The following is a 23294-nucleotide window of genomic DNA, read 5'->3' as shown; positions in this document are numbered from 1 at the left end:
AAGAGATGACGATGTCGAATACAGAATCTAATTTCAAGTCAGAACCTGAAAACAGTGAAAAAACGCCTTTTATGAAGACGAATATGCCACTGGCGATTGGTGCAGTTGTACTTGCATTGAGCAGCGGTTTGCTCGGATATAGTATCGGTCATCGTCAGGGCTTAACTGTGGTCGGATATGATGCAGATGCAGAGCAACTGGTTGATGTGGTGCAAAAGCAAAAAACTGAATTAGCAGGCCTGAATAAAAGTTTGAATGCGGCAATTCAAGAGCGTGATGTCGCTGTAAGTAATTCAAATGATTTATATTTGGCCGTTAAAAAAGCACGTGATGATCAAGAGTTAACCGGTAATTTGGGTGTTTTGTATCGTGAAGTATTGCGCCAACGTGGGGGTATGCCGCTTGCAGTACAACATTTAGCGATTAAATCGTTACCTGAAAATGCGTATGAATACCAACTTGATCTCGTTCAAGTAAGTCCGTCAAAAAGTAATGTATCTGGAAGTGTTGAGCTGCGTCTAATTAAGGGTACAGAAGTACTTGCAGTGCCTTTAGAAGACAAAAACTTTAACTTTAGCGAAAGTGAGCGACTCACTGGACGTTGGACCATGCCAAAAGGCTTTAGTCCAGACTTTATTGAAGTGCGTTTAACCGGTTCTAAACCCGTTATTCGCCGTTTTAGCTGGTCGAAAGGTCAGCCTGTTGAAAATCAATCTGCCTTCCTTTCAGAAATTCCTCAAACTGAAGCAAGTGCAAACTAAGTGTGAAACCTAAATTCTATGCGAACCAATAAGCGTCAAACGTGTTTATCTGACATTAAAAATTCATTTTACCAATCTGGTTTAGTGGACTGGCATCTAAACCCGACTCTCAGCCAAGGTACGCAGGATGATGGTGATTCAGACATTCAAGTATTGACTGCGCCACCTGAGTTAAAGCGTCCTCCTATGTATGCTGTCGTTTTAATGAACGATGATTACACCCCAATGGACTTTGTAATTGAAATTTTACAACAATACTTTGCTTTGAATCTTGACCAAGCCACTCAAGTAATGCTAACTGTACATTATGAAGGAAAGGGTGTTGCAGGGGTTTATCCGCGAGACATCGCAGAGACTAAAGCAAATCAGGTCAATAATTACGCTCGGTCGCAAAGTCATCCATTACTTTGTCAGATTGAGCCAAAAGATTAATAAGGGGATTACATGCTCAGTCGTCAATTAGAAGTATCATTACGTTTGGCTGTCAGCATGGCTCGTCAAAAGAGACATGAATTTTTGACGGTAGAACATTTATTATTGGCTTTACTGGATAATGATTCCGCTGTTAATGCATTGAAAGCATGTGGCGCAGACATTATTGTGCTTCGCAAAGAACTTGAAGAATACGTAGAACAACATACCCCTAAGCTTGGCGAAAATAGCGATCAAGCACCACATCCTACAGAAAGTTTTGATCGTATTTTGCAGCGTGCAATTTTCCATGTTCAATCGAGTGGTAATGACCGCACTGTAGAAGGTGCAGACATTTTAGTTGCGATGTATTCAGAGCGTGATTCATTTGCGGTGTATTTACTTAAACGCCATCAAATCAACCGTTTGACATTAACGCAGTATTTGTCACATGGCACACGTAAAGATGAAGTCCAAGCTGAAGAGGAAATTGAAGAGCTCGATGGTGAAAGCACCACGTCTTCAAATTCTGGCCCATTAGAGCTTTATACGACCAATCTCAATGTTGAAGCTCAAAAAGGCAAAACAGATCCACTGATTGGTCGTGAAAAAGAAATTGAACGTACAGCTCAAATTCTGTGCCGCCGTCGTAAAAACAACCCACTTTTGGTGGGTGACCCAGGTGTCGGTAAAACTTCGATTGCTGAAGGTTTGGCTTGGCTCATTGTAAATGGCAAAGCTCCTAAACCGCTTGAAAATGCAGAAGTATTTAGTTTAGACATTGGTGCTTTAGTTGCTGGAACTAAATACCGTGGTGATTTTGAAAAGCGTTTAAAACAACTGCTAAATGCCTTGAAAAAGAAACCTGATGCCATTTTATTTATTGATGAAATTCACATGATCATCGGTGCAGGCTCAAGTATGGGCAGCACGATGGATGCATCGAACCTCATCAAGCCAGCTTTGGCGAATGGTACTTTACGTTGTATCGGTTCAACGACTTTCCAAGAATATCGTCAAGTTTTTGAAAAAGATCATGCATTATCTCGTCGTTTCCAAAAAATTGATGTCAATGAACCATCTATTTCAGAAACGGTTGATATTCTGCGTGGCTTAAAAGGCAAATTTGAAGAATTCCATCATGTGAAATACGAAGATCAAGCGTTGGTTTCTGCGGTAGAACTATCTGCAAAATTTATCAATGATCGTTTCTTGCCTGATAAAGCCATTGATGTGATTGATGAAGCTGGTGCGCAGCGTCGTTTAAAAGCTGAGCAAGATGATACGGTCATTTCAGTTGAAAACATTGAAGATATCGTTTCGAAAATTGCCCGTATTCCACCGAAAACTGTGTCTAAAGATGACAAGAGCGTCCTTGAAAATCTTGAGCGTGATCTGAAACGTGTGGTGTTCGGTCAGGATGAAGCGATTGAAGCGCTTGCATCTGCGATTAAATTATCTCGTGCAGGTCTAAAAGCACCAGATAAGCCAGTGGGTAATTTTGTCTTTGCGGGTCCTACAGGTGTGGGTAAAACTGAAGTCACTAAGCAATTGGCGAAATTGTTAGGTGTTGAACTTGTACGTTTCGATATGTCGGAATACATGGAACGTCATGCCGTATCTCGTTTAATTGGTGCGCCTCCGGGTTATGTAGGTTTTGATCAAGGTGGTTTGTTGACCGACGCGATTCATAAAAATCCGCATTGCGTACTTTTACTAGACGAAATTGAGAAAGCGCATCCAGATGTCTTTAATTTGTTATTACAAATTATGGATCATGGTTCATTAACGGATAACAATGGTCGTAAGTCTGACTTCCGTAACGTCGTGTTAGTGCTGACTACCAATATTGGTGCAGAATCAATTTCACGTGTGAGCATTGGTTTCATGGATCAAGATAACAGTAATGATAACCAAGACGCGATGAAAAAAGCCTTCTCTCCGGAGTTCCGTAACCGCTTAGATGGTGTTATTCAATTTAAAGCATTGCCAACAACTGTCATTGAAAGTGTGGTTGATAAGTTTTTAACAGAGCTTCAGGCACAGTTAGATGACAAAAAAGTGGTTCTTGAGGTTGACCAAGATGCACGCGAATGGATGGCAGAGCAAGGATACGATCGCTTGATGGGCGCTCGTCCAATGCAGCGTTTAATTCAAGAGCATTTGAAGAAACCGCTTGCTGAAATGATTTTGTTTGGCGAGCTTGCGGAACATGGCGGTAATGTTGGTGTTTCAGTGAAGAAAGAAAATGGCAAAGCTGTGGGCTTAAAACTCGAAGTGTTTGAAGACCAAACCGCTGAACCTGCTTAAGTAATTTAATTAACGAAAAACCCGTGCTTGCACGGGTTTTTTATATTTATTCGACGCTAGATTTGGGTTTCTCAATGATGGACATACCATTAACAAAAGTGCTGACCACATTTGGTTTATTTGCACTGACAGCACTGATGGAAATTTTAGGCTGTTACTTCCCATATTTGATTTTAAATCAGCAAAAATCGCAGTGGTTATGGATTCCAACAGCGCTTGCATTGGCTGCATTTGTTTGGTTATTGACGTTGCATCCAGCAGCTTCGGGTCGTATCTATGCAGCCTATGGCGGAATCTACATTTTCTCTGCATTGCTGTGGTTGCGTTTTGTCGATCACGTAGTTCTAACACGTTGGGATATGCTAGGTGGCGTCATTGTGTTGGTGGGCGCAGCTGTGATTGTATTACAGCCTCAAGGTTTAATTCGTTAAGTTAAACAATGCAAAAGTTAAACCAAGAGCTGTAAGAAATTAGATATTTATTTAAATTTGCACTCTGTATTTTTAATGATAATTTCGTATTGTTTGCTACCCGAGCTTAGATCCATTTCAATTTTATATGGATTAACACGTTGAAATTGATGCTCGAATAGTAATTCACAGTTTTGGAGTGAATTATGCTTGATGAGTTGCTTCACCTTATGTTCACCGACTGATTGTTCAAATTGCGCAAAATCAGGGGTGGTGATAATACCATCAATTTCAATCTTATCCGCTTCCATTTCCATTTTTTCCATCAACATATTCTGATCAACTTGATAGGGAAGAGTGCGTGAATCTTCATCACTAATGGCAGCCAGTATTTCGTTTAAACCTGTTTTATTTTTAATTTTAAAATTGCTATCTAAAATCTGATTTTTCACCAAGTATTGATCTAATTCACTTGGTTCACCAGCAAAGCTAAAAGTAGATAAGCTCAATCCAAGAGCCAATAAGCAAATATTTCTTAAACGCATAATCTTAATCACTTATAAAATATATGGTTTTATTAAAGCATGCAAAAACAAAAAAAGCACCCGAAGGTGCTTCATTTATCTAAGTAAAACCTTAGTCTTTTTTAAGATTTTCGTTAATTAAGAATTCAACAAGTGCTTTTTGTGCATGTAAGCGATTTTCAGCTTCATCCCAAACCACAGCATTTTTGTGGTCAAGCATATTTTCAGAAATTTCTTCGCCACGATGCGCAGGTAAGCAGTGCATAAATAGGCAGTCAGCGTGAGCAAGATCCATCAGGCGTTCATTCACTTGATAATCTGCAAACGCTTTTTCACGAATTTTTTGCTCTTCTTCTTGGCCCATACTTGCCCAAACATCTGTCACGATTAAATCTGCATTAACCGCAGCATCTTCGGCAGAATCAACAAGTTCCACACAGTGTGCAAATTCAGATAAAAATTCAGCTTTAGGTTCATAGCCCTTAGGTGCAGCGATTTTTAATTTAAAGCCCCACATATGAGCTGCTTCAATATATGAGTTACACATATTGTTGCCATCACCAATCCAAGCAACCGTTTTACCTTCAATAGAACCACGGTGTTCAACGAATGTTTGAACATCGGCAAGTAATTGGCAAGGGTGGTGATCATCTGTTAATGCATTGATGACAGGAACTTTTGAATAAGAAGCAAAGCGTTCAACAATGTCATGACCAAAAGTACGAATCATCACAATATCAAGCATGCTTGAAATCACGCGTGCAGAATCTTCTACTGGCTCACCACGACCTAATTGAGAGTCGCGAGATGAAAGGAAAATTGCGCTACCACCAAATTGGCTCATTCCTGCTTCAAACGATACACGTGTACGGGTGCTCGATTTCTCAAAAATCATGCCCATGACTTTACCAACGAAAGGTTGGAAAACTTCATTGTTATGCTGTTTGCGCTTGAGTTCGATACCGCGCTGTACAATTTGATTAAGTTCTAAAGTCGATAAATCGCGTAAAGTTAGAAAGTGACGTAGAGCCATTGTTACTCCACAATAATTGCTGAATCAAAAAACAAAACAACAATTAGTTGTTGGTTGGTTAGAGAAAAAGGAATCGATTAATATACTATAAGAGAGGTAAATTGCAAAAAATCTAGCGCTTTTGGTGACCGTCTAGGAAACGATCGACGCAATAACTGATGTAATTGATGGTTTCTTGATCATTTTCGTCAATGCTGATGCCCATGAGAACGCGCCATTCTAAATTTCGCAAAATTCCAAAATAAAATTGAGCCGAAAACAGTGGGTTTTCACAATACAGCAAACCGTGTTGATGTGCTTGATACAAAATTTCTGCAACGGTGTTCTGAATTTGTTTTGGGCCTTGCTCATGAATATAACGTGCTATTTCAGGATTACGTCCTGTTTGTTCTAAGACTAACCGCATAAATGCCGCATTTTCAGGCATCACAATATGCTGATGAAAGTCACTTAAAGTATTGATGAGATAAGCACGAATATCGGTGTCAGGGCTCACCGTAAATGGTAGGCAAATATCTTTGAAAAATAAGCAGCGACGATAGTCACAAATAGCCTTAAATAATCCGTCTTTATTACCAAAATATTTATAGATTGACGCTTTGGAACCACCAGCATGATTCACGATGTCATCTAATGAAACCGCATCAAAACCACGTTTTAAAAAAAGCTCCGTAGCACTTTCTAAAAGCGCAACACATCGTTCATGTCCGCGCCGCGTTTGTGGCTGGTCATGCGTTAAAGGTTCAATGTGTATTAAATCTTGCATAAAGTGATAATATTTAACAAAAAAAGATCTGAGCTGACGATAATTATAGCAAAAAATTCAGTTCTTTTCTGCTTTGCTCATAAATAAGAGATCTTTGACTAAAGAATAACAACAGATAGGTGACAAGTGAAATATTTGACTAAAGTTTTAGAGTTAATATTCTACAAAGCCATAGAGTTGGAAAAAAATATGGATATACTCAAACTTCGAAAATTAAAGTAAATGCCGTGGAAAGGAATATGACACAACAAACGTCTGCAGGCTTAAGATTTAGACAAGCATTGGAAATCGAAAAACCATTACAAATCATTGGCACAGTAAATGCCTATGCAGCAATGATGGCAAAAGAAGTTGGCTATAAAGCCATATATTTATCTGGTGCAGGTGTTGCGAACTATTCATATGGTTTACCTGACTTAGGCATGACCAGTTTAGACAATGTTTTGGAAGATGTTCGTCGTATTACTGAACGTGTAGATACGCCATTACTCGTCGATATCGATACAGGTTGGGGCGGTGCATTTAACATTGCTCGTACTGTGAAACAAATGATTGCTGCGGGTGCAGCAGCGGTGCATATCGAAGACCAAGTGGCACAAAAACGTTGTGGTCACCGTCCAAACAAAGAAATTGTGTCACAACAAGAAATGGTTGACCGTATTAAAGCGGCAGTCGATGCAAAAACCGATTCAAATTTTGTGGTGATGGCACGTACAGATGCATTACAAAAAGAAGGTTTGCAGGCAGTGATCGACCGCGCATGTGCATGTGTAGAAGCAGGAGCAGATGCGATCTTTGCTGAAGCAATGACAGACATCACCATGTACAAAACAGTCTGCGATGCTGTGGGTGTACCAGTATTGGCAAATATCACAGAGTTTGGTGATACCCCTTACTACACCAAAGAAGAATTAGGCGAGCAAGGCATTTCAATGGTGCTTTATCCATTGTCTCCGACACGTGCAATGCAAAAAGCGGCACTCGAAGTGATGCATGCAATCCGCAATGACGGTACACAAGTCAATGTACTGGATAAAATGCAACAACGAAAAGAACTCTATCAATTCCTCGATTATCACACTTTTGAAAATACCTTAGATAAATTGTTCACTGAAGGAAAATAAAAAATGGCTGAAGGAAAAGTACTCACGGGCGCAGGACTGCGCGGACAAGTAGCGGGTAAAACTGCACTTTCAACTGTAGGCAAAAGCGGTGCGGGCTTAACCTATCGTGGTTATGACGTTCAAGACTTGGCAGAAAACTGTCAGTTTGAAGAAGTTGCGTACCTGATTTTCTTTGGTGAATTGCCAACAACAGAACAATTAGCAGCATACAAAGCTAAACTCAAATCATTGCGTCAATTGCCACAAGCGTTGAAAGAAGTATTAGAACGTATTCCTGCGGACTCACATCCAATGGATGTGATGCGTACAGGCGTTTCAATGTTAGGCAACCTTGAAACTGAACAATCGTTTGAACAACAACAAGATGTTGCAGACCGTATTTTGGCAACGCTACCTGCGATCATTTGCTACTGGTACCGTTTCAGCCATGATGGTGTACGTGTAGAAGAAAACACCGATGATGATTCAATCGGCGCTCAATTCCTACATTTACTGCGTGGCGAAAAACCAAATGAATTGCACGAGCAAGTGATGAACGTATCACTGATTTTGTATGCAGAGCATGAGTTTAACGCATCTACATTCACAGCGCGTGTATGTGCATCAACATTGTCAGATATGCATTCATGCATCACAGGTGCAATTGGTTCACTACGTGGCCCATTACATGGCGGTGCGAACGAAGCTGCGATGGAAATGATTGAAAACTGGACGTCTCCAGAAGAAGCTGAACGTGAAATGCTCGGCAAACTTGAGCGTAAAGAAAAGATCATGGGCTTTGGTCATGCGATCTATAAAGACAATGATCCACGTAATGGCATCATCAAAATTTGGTCTGAACGCCTAGCAAAAGACGTCGGTGATACTGTGCTTTATCCAGTATCAGTACGCTGTGAAGAAGTGATGTGGCGCGAGAAGAAATTGTTCTGTAATGCAGACTTCTTCCATGCATCTGCATACCATTTCATGGATATTGCAACCAAATTATTCACGCCAATCTTTGTGATGAGCCGTGTAACAGGTTGGGCAGCGCATGTGATGGAACAACGTGCGGACAACCGTATTATTCGCCCAAGCGCGGACTATACAGGCCCTGAACTGCGTAAAGTGGTGCCGATTGCAGAGCGTTCTGCGGCATAATTTTAAAGTGAAATAAAAAAGCCTCAAAAGAGGCTTTTTTATTATTTGTTAATTGAGTTAACAATCTATTTGGTTAATAAAACAGGATCTTCGACGCTATATCCCGTTTCAAATGGAATCCCTAGATATTTAACAGTCACTAAATAAAAAGGCTTTTGCACTACACGATAAGTTTTAGAGATTTTTAAACCTTCTTTATACGTCTCAGCCTTTTGTATGGCGCTTTTATACTGCGAATTTTTAATACGATATTGATAGGTCCATTTATCAATGGTTTCATTCGGGTCATACCAAGATTTTGCAGTGCCATTCATGGTCGTTAATAACTGTATTCGGGCATTATTGTTATTTACTGGTGTTAGTTTGGCTAAACGCTTTTTAATTTTCGCGATTTCTTTATCAAACTGGGCACTGTCTTGGTCGTAATCAATCCGTTTTGTCTTAGGATTAATATATAAAGACTTCACTGTAATTAATTGCGTCGGCTTTTGGCTATTTAATTGATAATAATATAATTGTGGTAAACGACCACGACCATCTTCAAAATGACGCATTAAATAGATTTTTTGGTCTTTTTTATCAAAACCTAAAACCTCAATGGTTTGAGGGCCGCCTACCGTAGCCAAAGCAGAGCAGGACAGTAGTGTGCTAATTGCGAATGCATTGAAATGACGTAGCTGCATTTTCTTGTCCTGATGAGAAAAATTTCTCAATACAGTATGCTATGCAAAATGATATTTAAATATGAAGATTATGTATGTTTTATTCTGCATTTAAGATGTCTAATACACTGTGAGCAACATTTTCAGTTAACTGATCTAAGCGTTCTAAAGCTGTACCTAAAATAAAATAGTGGTAATTATAAATACGACTGTCATGTAAGATTGAAATATAAAATGTTCCTTCGGGTTTTTCTACAGTTGCGCTGCCACCGGATTTGAGTAATCCAGTGCAGGCAACCACAAAGTTTGCACGTGAAAAAAGCTGTTGTCCGTGCTCAGCCATCGCTTGAGTCACTTCTGCCGATTCGGCCGTATATTGTTCTATCAGTAGAGGATCTACTTTTAAAATTTCACGCTTGATCGACGGATCATAGCTGACCAGACCACCTAACAAGATATCTGCACCACTATTCTTATAAATTGAAAATTGGCTACATAAATAACCAGAGCTTGCACTCTCGATAAATGCGATAGTCATGGATTTTTGTTCTAAAGCATCGCAACACTGTTTAAGCATGTGCTTACCCCAAAGTAGAATGGTGAATGATCATTAGTATTCTTAAAATTTTAGCATTGATTCCGCTCGCCTGTAATTTCACTAAAAGTCTAAGTTGGTACTGTGGGTGTTGTGGAATTCACAAAATAGCGTGATTGCTTAGAAGCTGTACGAAAATATGAAATAAAGGTTTTTTCGGAAGGAAAACGATGTTAAAACTTAAAATAAAGAGCGTAACAAAAGTAGGTTTATTTCAATGAAAACGACTGTTAAATATGTAGTATTAAAAAGCCTAGACTATCAATTGGGCACGCCACTTTTTCAAGAAGAATTAGACGCAGATAGCCTGTATTTTGATCAAATTCCGGCTGTAATTCAGTATCAAAATCATCAATTCAAAGTGAAAAGTAAAGAGTTAAAGCGTGTTTATTTGGCTGAAGAAAATGAAGACATGCAAACCATTATTGTGAAAGTACTTGCTGTTTAATTTCGATCAATTTGTAGTATTAATAATACAGTTCTCATTGAGTTGGGAACTGTATTTTTGTATTTGCCTGATTCAAACTTTAGATAAGTCTAGATTCAAAAGTAATACATATTTTTTTAATGATCACTTGATCCATAGCTCTAGCTATTCGACCAACGGCTATTTAATCCACTAGATATTATTGAGTATAATTTATTTATTTTTTCATGGGGGGAAGAAATAATGGATTTATTTAAATTTCTAAAAAGCTTTAATACAACGGGTACTTAAGAGGTGGATCAGGAAATTTGAACAACACTTATAAGTGATATTTTGCTCCCCAAATGATGTTATAAACATCAATATATGGAGTATTTTATGGCACGTAGACCAAGAAGAAATCATTCAAACGACTTTAAGGCTAAGGTAGCACTTGCTGCGATCAAAGCAGAAAAAACACTTGCTGAATTGAGTTCTGAGTTTGATGTTCATCAAAACCAAATTATTGACTGGAAAAATCAATTGATCTCAGCTTCCTCACAAGCTTTCGATCAATCAAAAGCTCCATCAGAACCTCCCATTGATCTTAAAAAGTTACATGCAAAAATCGGTGAGCAGGCATTAGAAATTGATTTTTTAGAAGGTGTGTTGAAGAAACTGGGCCGCTTCAACCACAAAAGTTAATCGATCACTCACTTCAGATTTCAGTATCTAAACAAGCTAAGTTACTGAAAGTCTCTCGTGGTTGTTATTATTATCGCCCAAAACCTGTTAGCTCATCAGATCTGAAGCTGATGCGATGTATTGATGAATTACATATGCAATATCCTTTTGCAGGCAGTCGTATGATGCGTGATTTGTTGAAACGTCAAGGGCATCATATAGGACGACGTCATACACGTACTTTAATGAAGAAAATGGGTATTCAGGCGTTATATTGCAAACCAAATTTAAGCCAGGCTAATCAAGCTCACCGTAAATATCCATATCTGCTCAAAGGATTGGCTATTCAGCGCAGTAATCAAGTGTGGTCTACGGATATAACGTATATCCCTATGGCAAAAGGCTTTGTTTATTTATGTGCTGTGATTGATTGGCATAGCCGCAAGGTACTTGCGCATAGGGTATCGATTAGTATGGAGGTGGATTTTTGTATTTCGGCTTTAAATGAAGCGATTGAAAAATATGGATCACCTGAAATATTGAATACAGACCAAGGCAGTCAGTTCACCAGTGATGCATTTATTGATGTATTGAAATCAAATGGCATTCAAATCAGTATGGATGGTAAAGGTCGATGGGTAGATAATGTGATGGTTGAACGATTATGGCGGAGCGTTAAATATGAAGAGGTGTATCTCAAAGCTTATAGCAGTGTCACAGATGCGAAAAAGCAATTGAGTGCATATTTTGAGTTTTATAATCTGAAACGACCTCATTCGAGTCTAGACATGAGAAGCACTGCTTCGCAAGGCTAAATGAGTTTTACTATGATCAGCTACCCCAACAAAACAAGGTGGCTTAACTAGAGCGGAATATCACTTATAAATACGCTTTTAGTTGTTCAAACATGTGGGACCACCTCTTTGGTCAATTATTAGCAAGATGAATTTATTTTTAATCAGTCTAATAAAAAAGAGTGCCATATGGCACTCTTTTGATTTAAGTACAAATTAACCTTTATTGCATTTTGGATCTTGACCTAATGCACGAAGTTTATCCTGCTCTAAACGTTTTTTTAATACATTTTGATTGGCATTGTCTGTCAGAAGACTGCCACGTATTGTATAGATTGTAAGCTTAGATGAAGTTGAATCTATAGGCGTAATTGTAGTCTTAAAAATATAAGTCCCATATGGCGGTCTGCCATAAAAAGTCCCAATATTATTTTCACGATCTAGGTTAGCTTCAACTTTCAAATAATCATTATAAGTCCTGTATTCCACGCATTTTCCATATGCCTGCTTTAAGTTTGCATAGGATTGTACATAGTCCAAAGGAACTTCTACTGAACCACCACCATTGATTGATTTTGTGACCAATTCAGTTTCTGAGGTTGGTAGCATCATTCGTACGCAGCCTTGGAGCAATAACAGTGAAGTTAATAGCCCTAAGCCAGTAGCTGTTTTAATAAACTTTGACTTTTTTAAGGTTTGCATGCTCAACACCTTCAACAATACGTTTTGTAATAACAATAGATTCTGGCTCAGTCGCTTTAAATCGAGAGTCAACTTCATATTCAGCAATGAAAACTAGAGGTTTTGTATTTGGATTACGATCTACGCCAATCACATAATCTTTATTTTCTTCTAAAGTCACGTTTTTGATCTCAGTAAAGTAACTATGATTTCCAATGCCACTTACGAAAACAATGTCGTGTTGACCAACAGGTAGTTTGAGTTTCACCTGCGAATGATCAAATCTTGTTTGTGTAGTTGATGGGCTGAGTAGTGAGTTTTCTACAAATTTCACACGTTGCTGGTCAAAAGTGTAAACCGTGTAAGGGTACGCACTTAAAGAACCTGATCCTTGGAAAAACTCATAAGGAATTGTTTTGATCGTGGCATATTTTTGGCCCGAGCTCACGAGTTGGTTAGCATAAGCTTCTCGCTTTTCTGAAATAGGTGCATTTGCAGCAGTATTTAGGTAGCGTGCTTCCTTTGGAATGTGTAGCGGTAACATAGAAACTGACTTTTTATTATCAGCAGTTTCTACAACTTGACACCCGGTTAATAGACCAAATAAGCCTAAAAGTAAAAGTGGTTTAATATGCATTATTGATCCAAATTTATTCATAATTTTTGGTAAGCATAATTTACTTAAAATATATTTCGACTGAAATACATTAGGAAATAATTAAATCTAATGGATTAAATTATAATCAATATACTTGTTCAATTTTATCTTTTCTTCTTCGGGCACTTCTTGCCATTTCCACCCGGCAGGCAATCACAGGCCTGACCATCGCCGTCGCGGTCTAAACTTTTCCAACCTGTTTGTCCTGATTTCTTTCTTTGTTCATACCATTTCTGTGCTTGCTGCTGAGTACTAAAGTCAGCACACTTTTTTGCATAAACTTGAATGGAAGTGAACCCCAAAATTAAAATGAGTAAAAATTTCATAAATTATTTTAAAAGTAGAAAAGTCATGCAAATCTTATCAGTAAATTTACCGTGTGACAAAAAGTACACAATTTGTTAAATTAAGTAAAAATATAACATTCTTGGGGTATAAAGTGAACGGTATTACAATTTTTTTGCTTATATGTGTAGCACTTTTGGGGGCGGCTTTTTATTTTATATATGGGAAATATAAAGCAAAAGAAACTGAGAATACTAATAATCAGACTCAATTAAAAAAAATATGAAGCTAGATATTCAAGAATTATAGATGTTGATAAGGAAGTCGAAGAATCTTTAAAGCGTAAGACTCAACTAAGTAGCGATATTCAAGCGCTTCAGCTGGATTACCAAAAAAAATATGGTCTTTTCCAAATATTAACTCGTAAGATTGCTGTATATGATGAAGATTTAGAATTAGCTTAATCTGGGTTTTATAAGCCACATTTTGATTTTGGAACATCTGAAGAATATAAACAAAGAATTGCGTTGATCAGAGAAAAACAGAAATCAATGCTTAAGGCTAAAACCGCAGTCACTTGCTCTACAGAGTGGACTGTGGGAGAAAGTAAAGCTGAAGGTAAGAAAATGGTCACACGCGCAATCAAGCTAACAACGCGAGCATTCAATAATGAATGTGAAGCAGCTATAGCAAATGTGCGTTGGAATAATATAGAAAAAATGCAGGAGCGTATTCGCAAAGCTGCCGAAGATATAAATAAAATGAATGAGTCAAACCATGTCTATATTGATCGTAAATATGTGGACATGAAGATGCAGGAGTTATGGTTGGCTTATGGATATCAAGAAAAAGTAAAAGAAGAGAAAGAGGAGCAGGCTGAAATTCGCCGTCAAATGCGCGAAGAGGCAAAGCTTGAGCAGGAAATGGCGGCAGCTCAGAAGGAAGAGGAAAAATTCCAAAAATTATTATTGAAAGCACAAGCTGAAGCAGCAAAAGCTGTCGGTGGTAACTTAGATAAATTGAATGCAGAAATTGCTGAGTTATCAATTAAGTTAGAAGAGGCTCATCAGAAAAATGAGCGCGCACTATCAATGGCACAGCAGACAAAAGCGGGACATGTTTATATTATTTCTAACATCGGATCATTTGGCGAAGATGTCTATAAGATTGGTATGACGCGCCGTTTGGAGCCAATAGATCGTGTACATGAACTGGGCGATGCTAGTGTGCCGTTCTACTTTGATGTACATGCAATGATCTATAGCGAAAATGCACCGGCTATGGAAAATGCGCTTCATAAAGTGTTTGCTGAACGTCGTTTAAATCTAGTCAATCTCCGAAAAGAATTTTTCCATGTGACTTTAGATGAAATCCAAAGTGAGGTTCATAAGATTTCAAGCGATGCTGAATTTACTATTACAGCTGAAGCTGAGCAATATAGACAAAGCCAAACAATTAGACATGAAAAAACTCAGGCAGAAAAAAGGCTTGAGGAAGAAATTCCAGCTTTAATATAAGGGGTTAATCGTGGGTTTTAATTTTAGAAAAAGTCTAAAGATAGCACCGGGTGTACGTTTAAATATTACGAAAAAGGGTATTTCTAGCGTTTCATTAGGCGGTAAAGGCGCGCGTGTAAACCTTGGCAAAAAGGGAACAAGAACAACTGTTGGTTTGCCTGGTACTGGGCTTTCGTATAGCAGTTTTAGCCCTAAGCAAGTAAAGAAAGAAACTGTTAGAAGTGAGCCTGTAAGGTCTAGCATGCAAATGAATATGTCTCCTGTAGGAACGCAAGTTCCTACACCTTTACCATTTATGCCAAAGTTTGAGCGGAAGGTTTCGATTCTTTTAGGCATTGGAATCTTTCTAATGCCATATATTTTCGCATGGTTTACTTTGCGTGAAGGCTATTCAAAGCCAGCAAGGTTTATAAGTTTTGGATGGCTTTTATTATTTGTATTTGTGAATCTACAACAATCTTGAGTAATGCTTAATGAAAAAAATAATTCTACAGCTATCTCTAATCCTATTGTCATCATTTAGTTTTGCTTTTGATGGTTTGGAATTAAATGAAGAAGAATTCTATCCTTTAGCAAAGAAATATGTAAATACCAGTACTCTTAATGTTAGAAACAATCCTAAAAATGGGGAAATTGTAGAAAAGTTAGCAAGAGGTGATGCCGTTCTAATATATGATAGAAAAGATCAGTGGGAAAGATTATCAAAAGAATTTGAAAGTCCTAAATGGGTTTTATCCAAATATTTATGCGCATTTGAAAACTGCTTTCTTAAAGGTGATCTATACTCAAAAAGTACAGTGAAGAACAGTTATTCCTCGCATATAAAGAGTCAACCTAACACAAAAGTTAAAAAAACATATTCTAAAGGTTGTTCTTGTGATTCAGGCTCGTATTGTTATGGTCCAAGAGGTGGTCGTTATTGCTATACTTCCGGAGGAAATAAGAGTTACCGCTAATAAAAGCACCTTAAGGTGCTTTACCCCAATTGGGTGTTACGAATATTTTCTTAACGTGGCGCTCTCATTTAATAGCAATCTTCGCCCTCACACAAGTCGCTAAAGAATTCCGCAAATGGGTACTCGATGTACTGGAAAAAGAAGTTCTAAAACAGCAAATCGACACACGAGTAAAAATCAACGCAGAGCAGCAAGCAGAACTCAAAGAAATTATCGACCGACGTGCCCAAGGTGAACGCAAACTACATGCAGAAATGTGGTCACGTCACAAAAAACACTTCCGCATCGCACGTTATAGCGATCTGTTGCCCATTCATTTCCACGACGCAGTAAATTACCTAGAAACTTTAGAAGTTAAGTCAAAAGGAAATATCTATATAGATGAAAAACAATTCCTAGAAATGCTCTGCGTACATGCACGAGTCTTTCAAGCGTGGTGGAATACACATAGCCCAGCATTACTCAATTCATTACTGATGAGCATGCTCAACGACAATATGTTCTCTATGAGCAGTGCCATATCAAACGTAAGTAAAAATGTGGATTCATAATGCCAAACTATGATTACGACCACATGTTTGAATTACAGACACTTTCACATGCAAGATACGGACTGCTCAAGTAAAAAATAAGCCACCTTCGTACGGTTTTTTATATCAATGGATAACAAAAGGAAATGGCAAAAGTGCTTTGTACATCTTACGATATAAATGAAAAATCATTGATGAAATTTAGAATTTCACATGATTAAAAATGATCAATTTAAAAATGGCACATAGTGATGAAAAAATTAACTTTGTTAGGTTCAATAACTTTGGCTTTGTCTGCGGCGGTTTCGCCAAGTGTATCTGCTGCACCAGTAAAACCCATTCAGTTTGCAAAAGGTGCTATTGGTACTACAGTTGCAGGATCATTTAAAGGCTACGATGACATTCAGTATAGTTTGAATGCTAAGGCTGGACAAACTTTAAGCTATAAGCTGACAAGCAATCATGATTTAGCCCAAATTAATATATATGCTCCTGGTGATAAACCAGGAAAAGCAGACGCTTTGGTGATTGGATCTACAACAGGAGCATCTGGAAAATTCAAGCTGCCAGAATCAGGCAATTATTTGATTCAGATCTACCAAATGCGGAATACGGCACGGAATAATAGAACAGTTAATTATAAATTGCATGTTGAAGCAGTTCGCTAAACTTACTTTATCTGGATAGCTTAGAAAGTAACCGAAGCAAAACCAACTAGATGAAATTAGGGTCTGTTGACATTTGTTGATTAAAAAAATAGCGAGATAGTAAAATTAAATCGCCAAACCCAATTTTACACTCGCTATGCCTCGAACAATGCTAAATGATCAACACTGGTCCAAGTTACTTGCTATTTTCCGTCACTTTAATATTTATCTCAAATTAAATTTACGGAATTTTATTGAAGCGATTTTATTTCGAATTAGAACAGGCTGTCCTTGGCGTGATTTACCTCAAGAGTTTGGTAAATCAAATTCTATTTTTAAGAAATATAATCGATGGTCTAAAAATAGTAAGTTTATGAATATTTTTAAATTATTCAGCCAGCATGCTGATAAAGAGTGGATTTTTATCGATGGGAGCCATGTACGAGCGCATCAACATTCAGCTGGTATTAAGAATCAAAGTATTTCCAAAAGTATTGGTGGTAATAGTTCAAAAATACATTTAGCAATCGATTCAAATGGTAATCCTATTGAATTTATTATTTCAGATGGAACTTCACATGATATTAAGGTTGCACCTGATCTTGTATCAAAATTAGATTTAACAGAGTCAGAAATGCTATGTGCAGATAAAGGCTATGATTCAGAAAGTTTCAGAAAGAAAATTAGAGAAAGTAATACGAAAGCAAACATTCCTCGAAGATCAAATGCCAAATCTAGCAATGATGATATGGACTGGTATATGTATAAAATCAGACATTTAGTTGAAAATGCATTTTGTAGATTAAAACAATTTAGAGGAATTGCCACAAGATACGATAAGCTAAAACGTAACTATCAAAGCACTGTTGCTTTAGCTTGTATATTTATATGGTTGCCTCTTTAGCTCAATTTATCGGCTGTAAATGTCAACACACCCTATATAAGTGATAAAAAAATATTCAAAAAACCACCAAAAAGTGGTTTTTTGAATTTTGTATTAATTGGAAAATTATAAGAAATTAAGAAAAATGATATTGATAAATATAATGAATTTAGAATGAAGACATTAAATTGATCGTTTTCTTAATTTAATAAATTGCTTAATATTTAATTTAGTATCTAAAAATATGATAACATGTGCACATTCTAAACAGTGGCTTAGATTGAGTCAGCCTTTAATTTTCAATTTATGCACATGAATATTTTTAATATTTATCGTATAGAGCGAAATTACAATCGCCAGCACTCATCTTTACAAGCCTGTTTCTTCCGCAGTTAGCGGATATCTCTTTGATCAATTTTGATCTGTCTTACAAATAAAACGGAATAGGGAAGGTATGTCTTCATTGAAACCGTCATGGTATTCCAATGTGAATCCAAATGTGTTTATTAGCACAGTTGTTATTATCGGCATTTTCATTGCCATTGTATTTTTAGCTCCCAATGCTTTTGATCTAATTACTAAACAACTAAATCAATGGGTTACAAACTCATTCAGTTGGTTCTATGTGTTATCTGTAGCCATTTTTCTAATAGTGCTTATTTATATTGCCTGTTCAAATATGGGTAAAATTAAATTAGGTTTAGACCATAGCCAACCAAAATATAGTAATAGCTCCTGGTTTGCTATGTTATTTACTGCTGGTATGGGTATTGGCTTAATGTTTTTCGGTGTCGCGGAGCCAGTGATGCACTATGTATCACCTCCAACTGGTGATCCTGAAACGATCCAATCAGCGCAGCAAGCCATGCGCGTAACCTTCTTCCACTGGGGACTTCATGCATGGGCAATCTACACCATCGTTGGCTTAGCGTTAGCTTACTTTGCTTATAGACACAATCTACCTCTAAAAATTCGCTCTGCGTTATATCCTCTCATAGGAAAAAAAATCTATGGTCCAATCGGTGATGGTGTAGATACCTTTGCGACGATCGGTACTGTATTTGGTGTCGCAACGACATTAGGTTTTGGTGTAACCCAAATTAACTCCGGCCTGAATTATCTATTCAGGATTGAATATTCAACGACGACGCAACTAATTCTAATTGTCATTGTTACGGCTATGGCCTCTTTGTCCGTATTTATGGGCTTAGACAAGGGTATTAAACGATTATCAGAGATCAATTTAGGCTTAGCATTAACCCTCTTATTATTTGTATTTTTTGCTAGTTCAACAATATTTATATTGCAAGCGACTATACAAAATGCTGGTCAGTATTTTTCAAACTTATTTAACATGACCTTTAATTTATATGCCTATCAATCTGATGGTTGGATTGGTGGTTGGACAATTATGTACTGGGCATGGTGGATTTCATGGTCGCCATTTGTAGGTATGTTTATTGCGCGTGTGTCTGAAGGACGTACTATTCGTGAGTTTATTGTAGGTGTTTTACTTATACCAACAGGCTTCACGCTGATCTGGATGGGAGTGATGGGCAACGCTGCACTCTATAGCATCTTAAACGAAGCGAATACCTCACTGATTTCTGCAGTACAACGAGACTCATCCGTTGCGCTATTTGAGTATTTAGGAACTTTGCCATTCTCAGGCATTATGAGTTTTGTTGCGACCATATTGGTTATGCTATTTTTTGTGACTTCAGCGGACTCTGGTGCACTTGTTACAGATTATTTAACAGCTAAATCTGAGAACTCCCCAACATGGCAACGATTGTTTTGGACAACGTTAATGGCTGTTCTTGCGATTGTTTTGTTGTTTGCAGGAGGTTTAGGTGCTTTGCAATCTGCAACAATGTTGAGTGCATTACCATTCACTTTTGTAATGCTTTTAATTTGCTGGGGCTTAGTCAAGGCTCTACATTTAGATGCAACCAAGATGCAAGCATTACAGGATGCGCGTATTACACCTAGAGCAATTCATAATCCAAGAAGTTGGCAGCAACGTTTAGGATTGATTATGCATTATCCGCATACACGTGAAGAAGTTGAACAATATATTGATACAACGGTAAGCCAGGCATTTTCAAATCTACAGAAAGAGTTTAAGCGTCGTCATTTAGATGTGACGGTAAACACGATAGATGATGGCTTGCAGCTTCGTGTAAACCATCAAGATGAGATTAACTTTATCTACCAAGTAGTTGTCCAAGAAAAAAATACACCAAGCTTTATGATTGATTCAGGAGAAATTACGCAAGATTATCAAGCTGAAGTATTTTTGAGGGAAGGTGGTCAAAATTATGACATCATCGAATGGACGCAAGAAGATATCTTGCAAGATGTCATTGATCAATATGAGCGTCATCTGCATTTTTTAAATTTAGTTCGAACTAAGAGCCAATAGATAAAAAACCGCCCAAATGGGCGGTTTTTATTAACATATGAGAGTTTTATAAGTAAAAATAACATATTGTTTAATAAATAGAATAATGAGGAAATTTGATATTTTGATAAAATTGTACAAATTTTGAAATAATTTAATTAAAATAAATTTGTATACTCGTCATATCCTAACCAAGCCTTTTAGATGCAAAAGCATACAACTCTGAAAAGTTTATAACTTACTGTAAATACTAAGGAATACAGTTTGATGCTTAACATTCCAATCCAATCCAAACTCGGTGGATTCTACTTTTTCTATTATTCAATAGTGGGTACATTCATGCCGTATTGGAGTTTGTATTTAGAGGATCAAGGGTTTAATTATCAAGAAATAGGTGTTTTATCTTCGATTGCAATTGTGACACGTTTTTTTGCGCCATTTATTTGGGGGTGGATTGCAGATAAATCCGGAAAGCGCATGCTTTTAGTTCGAATCGCAACATGGATGGAAGCCTGTATTTGGTTTCTGATTTTTATAATTCCAAACAGTTTTCAGTCTGTTGCATTACTCATGTTGGTATTCAGTTTCTTTCAAAATGCCATTTTAGCTCAGTTTGAAGGGGTAACTTTATTTTGGTTGGCTGAGCGTCGTGCAGAACTTTATGGAAAAGTCAGAAAATGGGGATCAGTTGGTTTCATTGTTGGTGTATTTGGAATAGGGGCTTTGCTAGAAATAATACCTGTTTCAATGCTGCCTATCATGTTGTTATGCATTGCATTTCTCGCATTTATTTGGTCATTTACGATTAAAGAGCCCGCTACTGCACCATCTTCACAGAAAAAACTTGAACCACTTTGGCCTATCTTAAAACGACCAGTTGTAGCTAGTTTTTTTATCATTGAATTTTTTCTACTTTTTTCGCATGCGCCGTTTTATAGTTTTTATAGCAATTACCTTAAGCAGGCTGATTTTTCGACGAGCCAAATCGGTTTTTTATGGTCTGTAGGAGTCATTGCAGAAATCATTATGTTTGCCTATGCCAATGTCTTTTTTAATCGATATTCTTGGCGTAACTTAGTGCTCATTTGTTTGGGGCTAACAGGGATGCGATGGTTGATTGTAGGCTTATATCCGGCGGTGTTTATCACTCAATTTGCTGCGCAAACGATTCATGCCTTCAGTTTTGGATTATTCCACTTAATCGCGATGCGAATCATTTTTCAAAATTTTACTGCGAGTCAACAAGGGCGTGGTCAAGCGCTATACAGTACCATGTGGGGCTTAGGTGTTGCGAGTGGCAGTATTTTAGCAGGCCGATATTGGGACATGCTTTCGGGACCCGTTATTTTTATGATCGCAGGACTGGTGGTTATACCTGCCATGTTTTTGGTCGTGGGCTTGCCTAAAACGATCCAAAAGCCAACTTAAAACAATTCAGTATTTTGATAAATCTCAATGAACTAAAATCACCTGATTACGGCCGAGCTCTTTGGCTTGATATAAGGCCTGATCGGCTTGATTTATCATACTTTGCAAACTTGGAGCATTGGGCAAAGACTGATGAATCAGACCTATACTCACCGTAATATAAATCGTATTTTTTTTATCAATGAAAATAGGCGTAGTTTCAACGACTTTTCGGATACGCTCAGCAATACCTTGAGCTTCAGTTGCAGCAATGTTCGTGAGTAATACACTAAACTCTTCTCCCCCAATTCGTGCAAATAAATCAGTTTCACGTAAATTCTTACGCACAATACTCGAAAATTCTTGTAAAACTTGGTCACCGACATAATGCCCATATTGATCATTTAATTTTTTAAAATGATCAATATCCATCATGATAATGGAAAAGTTAAGCTGAATTTGGTTTTGTAGGTAAAGCTCACCTTGCTCGAAAAAATATCGACGATTCATCGCATGCGTTAAACTATCATGATTTGCAAGGTATAAAACCTCTTTATATAGTTCGTGCCGATTTCGGCTAATAATACAAAGAATCAACGGCGATAGAATCAGCATGGCTAGGCCGATACGGACCGAAATTGCTGTCGATAAATAGGCTAATGAAGAATCGTGTAAGTAGAACGCATTTAAATTGTAATAGGTCGCTAAAATTACCACGGCATTAATCAGTGATAAGGTAAATAATCGATAGGTTAATGCTGCCCAAATTAGAGCCGCTAAAGGGTAGAGAATTGCCCCTGGGCCTGTAGAAACTGCTGTTAAAAATACACAGAAGACAACTGCAATTGCCGGAAATATTTTATTGATCAGAAAGCTTTGATGACGTCGATCTTTGAAATAAAGTTTAAGATCGGCCAGTTTAGGAAAAGACAGAATAAGCGGTAATATAATCAGCGCATTTAATATTTCAGTAATCCACCACATACCAAAATCAATCGACAATCGATCGGTCGACATAAACGTGTTAGGGATATAAGGCACAGTGAAAATAGCAAAAAGAGCACCTGCAAGGCATCCACCACAGGCGATGATGACAATCATGGTCAGAAAGGTGAAACCTTTATTATAGTTTTGATAGTTCACCTGAAAATATCGCATAAAAAATAGCGATACCATGCTGTTGGTTAAATTTGAAAAAGTGAGAAATAAAGTGAGTTGGAAATAATTGCTTGTCACTAAATCTGCGAGCATATAACCGGTAAATGCACCTAACCATCCTCCCAGATTACTCAGTTTAGGGAACCTTAAGAATATTGCTAACAATACTGCATTCGCAGGCCAAAAAATCGCTAAATAGCATAATGGGCGGGTGAAAATACCGATTAAGCAGCAGCAAAGAATAACTGCAGCGACTATTACAAAAGCCATGCTGTGGCGTGCATTAAGCGGAGCAAGACTATTCGAATGCAGTTTCATTAGCTTATGTAAGCCTAGGTTAAATATGGGAGAATTCGTTTTTTTCGTATATTAAACGATAAAAAAGATTTTATATTATTTTATTGTAAATAGTGTGATTTGTTTGGCATTTAGCTGATTTGTAGTTTCGTTAACCGAGATTGATTTTTTGGATAAATAGGAAAAATGATTGTTATGAAAATGTGATAAACCGCGGATTTGTAAAAAAATGTGTTACTTTAAGAGCATGA

General features: G+C 37.5%; 24 protein-coding genes and 1 pseudogene. 16 read left to right on the top strand and 9 right to left on the bottom strand.

Annotated features, from left to right (window positions below):
• Positions 1–11: 11 nt before the first annotated feature.
• The 4 genes from MST17_RS08645 to MST17_RS08630 all read left to right on the top strand — a co-directional run bounded on the left by MST17_RS08645 (position 12) and on the right by MST17_RS08630 (position 3913).
• Positions 12–761, top strand: a complete 750-nt coding sequence (locus MST17_RS08645; protein ID WP_180026241.1) for a hypothetical protein — start codon at positions 12–14, stop codon at positions 759–761.
• An 18-nt stretch (positions 762–779) separates the two neighbouring features.
• Complete coding sequence (clpS, locus tag MST17_RS08640) at positions 780–1193, top strand: ATP-dependent Clp protease adapter ClpS (RefSeq protein ID WP_078188641.1); 414 nt, start codon at positions 780–782, stop codon at positions 1191–1193.
• Positions 1194–1205: 12 nt separating this feature from the next.
• Positions 1206–3482 (top strand): ATP-dependent Clp protease ATP-binding subunit ClpA, encoded by a 2277-nt coding sequence (gene clpA / locus MST17_RS08635; RefSeq protein WP_180026240.1) that lies wholly within the window; start codon positions 1206–1208, stop codon positions 3480–3482.
• Positions 3483–3559: 77 nt separating this feature from the next.
• The gene (locus MST17_RS08630; protein ID WP_111883867.1) at positions 3560–3913 is read left to right on the top strand and encodes a YnfA family protein; all 354 of its coding nucleotides are present in this window, start codon (positions 3560–3562) and stop codon (positions 3911–3913) included.
• 47 nt (positions 3914–3960) lie between these two features.
• Here the strand turns inward: MST17_RS08630 and MST17_RS08625 are convergent, their stop codons facing one another.
• The 3 genes from MST17_RS08625 to MST17_RS08615 form a co-directional block, all read right to left on the bottom strand.
• Entirely contained in the window at positions 3961–4437 is a 477-nt protein-coding gene (locus MST17_RS08625; protein WP_180026239.1) for a hypothetical protein, read from the bottom strand.
• 91 nt (positions 4438–4528) lie between these two features.
• Positions 4529–5449, bottom strand: a complete 921-nt coding sequence (gene argF / locus MST17_RS08620) for an ornithine carbamoyltransferase (RefSeq protein WP_078193464.1) — start codon at positions 5447–5449, stop codon at positions 4529–4531.
• A gap of 112 nt (positions 5450–5561) precedes the next feature.
• A complete protein-coding gene (locus tag MST17_RS08615; protein WP_180005562.1) occupies positions 5562–6215 on the bottom strand; it encodes a TetR/AcrR family transcriptional regulator in 654 nt (217 codons plus the stop codon).
• A gap of 239 nt (positions 6216–6454) precedes the next feature.
• Here MST17_RS08615 and prpB point away from each other — a divergent pair, with 239 nt between their 5' ends.
• Positions 6455–7339, top strand: coding sequence for a methylisocitrate lyase (gene prpB, locus MST17_RS08610; protein ID WP_180007805.1), 885 nt, complete (start codon positions 6455–6457; stop codon positions 7337–7339).
• A 3-nt stretch (positions 7340–7342) separates the two neighbouring features.
• Positions 7343–8479, top strand: a complete 1137-nt coding sequence (gene prpC / locus MST17_RS08605) for a 2-methylcitrate synthase (protein ID WP_180007804.1) — start codon at positions 7343–7345, stop codon at positions 8477–8479.
• Positions 8480–8544: 65 nt separating this feature from the next.
• Here prpC and MST17_RS08600 read toward each other — a convergent pair whose 3' ends face one another.
• Positions 8545–9162 (bottom strand): aminotransferase, encoded by a 618-nt coding sequence (locus tag MST17_RS08600; RefSeq protein ID WP_180026238.1) that lies wholly within the window; start codon positions 9160–9162, stop codon positions 8545–8547.
• Between the two features lie 79 nt (positions 9163–9241).
• Positions 9242–9718 carry a CinA family protein gene (locus MST17_RS08595; protein ID WP_180007802.1) on the bottom strand — a complete coding sequence of 159 codons (477 nt, stop codon included), beginning with the start codon at positions 9716–9718 and terminating at the stop codon, positions 9242–9244.
• 235 nt (positions 9719–9953) lie between these two features.
• Here MST17_RS08595 and MST17_RS08590 point away from each other — a divergent pair, with 235 nt between their 5' ends.
• Together MST17_RS08590 and MST17_RS08585 are read left to right on the top strand one after the other, a co-directional pair.
• A complete protein-coding gene (locus MST17_RS08590; RefSeq protein WP_078190858.1) occupies positions 9954–10184 on the top strand; it encodes a hypothetical protein in 231 nt (76 codons plus the stop codon).
• A gap of 357 nt (positions 10185–10541) precedes the next feature.
• A pseudogene (locus tag MST17_RS08585) lies at positions 10542–11688 on the top strand (IS3 family transposase).
• A gap of 148 nt (positions 11689–11836) precedes the next feature.
• Here MST17_RS08585 and MST17_RS08580 read toward each other — a convergent pair.
• From MST17_RS08580 to MST17_RS08570, 3 genes are all read right to left on the bottom strand, one after another.
• On the bottom strand, positions 11837–12322 hold the full coding sequence (locus MST17_RS08580) for a hypothetical protein (protein WP_180009667.1): 486 nt from the start codon (positions 12320–12322) through the stop codon (positions 11837–11839).
• Positions 12291–12938 (bottom strand): hypothetical protein, encoded by a 648-nt coding sequence (locus MST17_RS08575; protein ID WP_180009666.1) that lies wholly within the window; start codon positions 12936–12938, stop codon positions 12291–12293. Before MST17_RS08575 ends, MST17_RS08580 begins: the two co-directional genes overlap by 32 nt.
• Before the next feature lie 125 nt (positions 12939–13063).
• Positions 13064–13285, bottom strand: coding sequence for an excalibur calcium-binding domain-containing protein (locus MST17_RS08570; protein WP_180009665.1), 222 nt, complete (start codon positions 13283–13285; stop codon positions 13064–13066).
• A gap of 486 nt (positions 13286–13771) precedes the next feature.
• Here MST17_RS08570 and MST17_RS08565 point away from each other — a divergent pair, with 486 nt between their 5' ends.
• The 8 genes from MST17_RS08565 to MST17_RS08530 all read left to right on the top strand — a co-directional run bounded on the left by MST17_RS08565 (position 13772) and on the right by MST17_RS08530 (position 21609).
• Positions 13772–14761 (top strand): DUF4041 domain-containing protein, encoded by a 990-nt coding sequence (locus tag MST17_RS08565; RefSeq protein ID WP_180074499.1) that lies wholly within the window; start codon positions 13772–13774, stop codon positions 14759–14761.
• Between the two features lie 10 nt (positions 14762–14771).
• Positions 14772–15224 carry a DUF4236 domain-containing protein gene (locus MST17_RS17205; RefSeq protein ID WP_180009664.1) on the top strand — a complete coding sequence of 151 codons (453 nt, stop codon included), beginning with the start codon at positions 14772–14774 and terminating at the stop codon, positions 15222–15224.
• A gap of 10 nt (positions 15225–15234) precedes the next feature.
• Positions 15235–15717, top strand: a complete 483-nt coding sequence (locus tag MST17_RS08555) for an SH3 domain-containing protein (RefSeq protein WP_180009663.1) — start codon at positions 15235–15237, stop codon at positions 15715–15717.
• 29 nt (positions 15718–15746) lie between these two features.
• Positions 15747–16268: a hypothetical protein gene (locus tag MST17_RS08550; RefSeq protein WP_168379499.1), complete on the top strand. Its 522-nt coding sequence runs from the start codon at positions 15747–15749 to the stop codon at positions 16266–16268.
• A 230-nt stretch (positions 16269–16498) separates the two neighbouring features.
• A complete protein-coding gene (locus tag MST17_RS08545; protein ID WP_168379498.1) occupies positions 16499–16915 on the top strand; it encodes a DNA breaking-rejoining protein in 417 nt (138 codons plus the stop codon).
• Positions 16916–17051: 136 nt separating this feature from the next.
• The gene (locus tag MST17_RS08540) at positions 17052–17798 is read left to right on the top strand and encodes an IS5 family transposase (RefSeq protein ID WP_257246850.1); all 747 of its coding nucleotides are present in this window, start codon (positions 17052–17054) and stop codon (positions 17796–17798) included.
• 433 nt (positions 17799–18231) lie between these two features.
• A complete protein-coding gene (locus tag MST17_RS08535) occupies positions 18232–20202 on the top strand; it encodes a choline BCCT transporter BetT (RefSeq protein ID WP_180008104.1) in 1971 nt (656 codons plus the stop codon).
• A gap of 246 nt (positions 20203–20448) precedes the next feature.
• On the top strand, positions 20449–21609 hold the full coding sequence (locus MST17_RS08530; RefSeq protein ID WP_180027206.1) for an MFS transporter: 1161 nt from the start codon (positions 20449–20451) through the stop codon (positions 21607–21609).
• 24 nt (positions 21610–21633) lie between these two features.
• Here MST17_RS08530 and MST17_RS08525 read toward each other — a convergent pair whose 3' ends face one another.
• Positions 21634–23016 carry a sensor domain-containing diguanylate cyclase gene (locus tag MST17_RS08525; protein WP_257224043.1) on the bottom strand — a complete coding sequence of 461 codons (1383 nt, stop codon included), beginning with the start codon at positions 23014–23016 and terminating at the stop codon, positions 21634–21636.
• Positions 23017–23294 lie beyond the last annotated feature (278 nt).

The sequence above is a fragment of the Acinetobacter sp. YH16056_T genome (assembly GCF_024605895.1).
GTDB classification, from domain to species: domain Bacteria; phylum Pseudomonadota; class Gammaproteobacteria; order Pseudomonadales; family Moraxellaceae; genus Acinetobacter; species Acinetobacter amyesii.
Note: the sequence above shows the minus strand (reverse complement) of the source record. Positions and strands in the feature narration are given on the sequence as shown.